The organism is Clostridium sp. LY3-2, from assembly GCF_024705715.1.
In the GTDB taxonomy this organism is placed as follows: domain Bacteria; phylum Bacillota; class Clostridia; order Clostridiales; family Clostridiaceae; genus Clostridium.
The window spans coordinates 1-1834 of sequence record NZ_JAMDLQ010000044.1; the positions used below are offsets into that span (position 1 = coordinate 1).

Here is a 1834-nt window from a genome sequence, read left to right on the forward strand (position 1 = left end):
AAGTATTTCCGTTAGATTAAACTTTTATACTGAAGACAATCTATACCATTTTACTAATTTCCTTTTTCAATCTATTTATTATCTTTTTTTCTAATCTTGAAATATATGATTGAGAAATTCCAAGCATATCTGCTACTTCTTTTTGTGTCTTTTCATTTGTACCATTTAACCCAAATCTAAGTTTAACTATTTCTTTTTCTCTTTCATTTAAATTTTTAAGTGCAATAAATAAAAGCTGTTTATCAACCTCATCTTCAATTAGATTATACACAGTATCATTTTCTGTACCTAATATATCAGATAGTAATAACTCATTTCCATCCCAATCTATATTTAAAGGCTCATAAAAGGATATTTCTGCTTTTATCTTACTATTTTTTCTAAGATACATTAATATTTCATTTTCTATACATCTTGAAGCATAAGTTGCTAACTTAATCTTTTTTTCTGGATTAAATGTATTTACAGATTTAATTAATCCAATAGTTCCAACTGAAATTAAGTCTTCAACATAAACTCCTGTATTTTCAAATTTTCTTGCTATATAAACTACTAGTCTTAAATTTCTTTCTATTAAAGTTGCTCGAACTTCTTCATCACCGTTTCTAAGTTTTTCCATCAATTCTTCTTCTTCATCTTTTGTTAACGGCGGTGGGAGTGCATCACTACCACCAACATAGTGCAAATTCTTTTTAAACAACCCTAACTTTACTAATAATTTATTTAATAAAACGTCTAATCTAATCATAAATCCCCCTATAGAACTCCTCTTGATAAGAGTGCATTAAATTCATTTTCTTTACTTAATTTTTCATCACATAAACAAACAATACCTTCGAATTCTTTAAGCATATCCCCTTTCCTAATTTGCATTGATTTGACCTTTATCCCTTTAAGATAACCCTCACATCCAATTGCCTTATAAGGGATTTTATAAAACACCTCATTTTCTGACTCATTATATTTAAAACTGTTTTTTTCAATTATAACGCAAGGTAAATTTGTAATAGGCTCTCTTAATTCATTACCAGTATCTAAAAAACTCTTTATTTTTATTTCTGATTCCCCAATATTGATTTTCAAATCAAAAATAAAATTATCCATAATATTTTTCTCTTTAATAAGAGTTATAATTCTATCTAAAGTTAAATAAATTATTATTATCGATAAAATAAGATATTTAACCTTGAAATCACTTAAATATATTCCATCTAATGTAGTGTATCTTCCTGATTCCATCATAAACTTAAAACATATACCACTTAATACAAAAGATACTCCTAAAAAGGTTATGGTAGCTTTAATTATTTTAGTAAATGCTTTATTTTTAATCGGAATATAACACATAATAATTGCAACAAATAATTGAATTGGAAAGATACTAAAGATTTTCAAACTATCTAAAATCATAGTTAAGCTATAAAAAGATCCCAAAAAAGAGATTACAAATGAATTTCTAAAACTATATTCTATCCTTAATATCTTATAAGTTATTGTTAAAAGGAAAAGATTTACTATAGAATTTTCCAATATTAATACATCAATATAAATATCCATATTACCTCCTTTCAAAATAAATTATATATCTTAAATCTCTAAAAGTTTGTCACAAAATAAATCAACGAACTAATTTTTTTCACTAATGTTTTTACATAAAAATTTCTCTTAGTGTAAATATAAGAATTTTTTTACAAATTGTATTATCTATTTTTGTGTAACCCTGATAAATAATATAATTTTATGAAATAAAAATCCACCAGCTAAGCTGGTGGTATTTCTATCGCCCTATAAGGGCATGTTACTTGCAATTGCGTCTTAAGACGCTCGAAAGGTT

The 1834-nt window shown here is 25.3% G+C and carries 2 protein-coding genes; both read right to left on the reverse strand.

From position 1 onward, the window contains the following. Positions 1–40 precede the first annotated feature (40 nt). Positions 41–748, reverse strand: coding sequence for an RNA polymerase sporulation sigma factor SigE (gene sigE, locus M4I33_RS13605; protein WP_257917313.1), 708 nt, complete (start codon positions 746–748; stop codon positions 41–43). 8 nt (positions 749–756) lie between these two features. After that, positions 757–1557, reverse strand: coding sequence for a sigma-E processing peptidase SpoIIGA (locus tag M4I33_RS13610; RefSeq protein WP_257917314.1), 801 nt, complete (start codon positions 1555–1557; stop codon positions 757–759). Positions 1558–1834 lie beyond the last annotated feature (277 nt).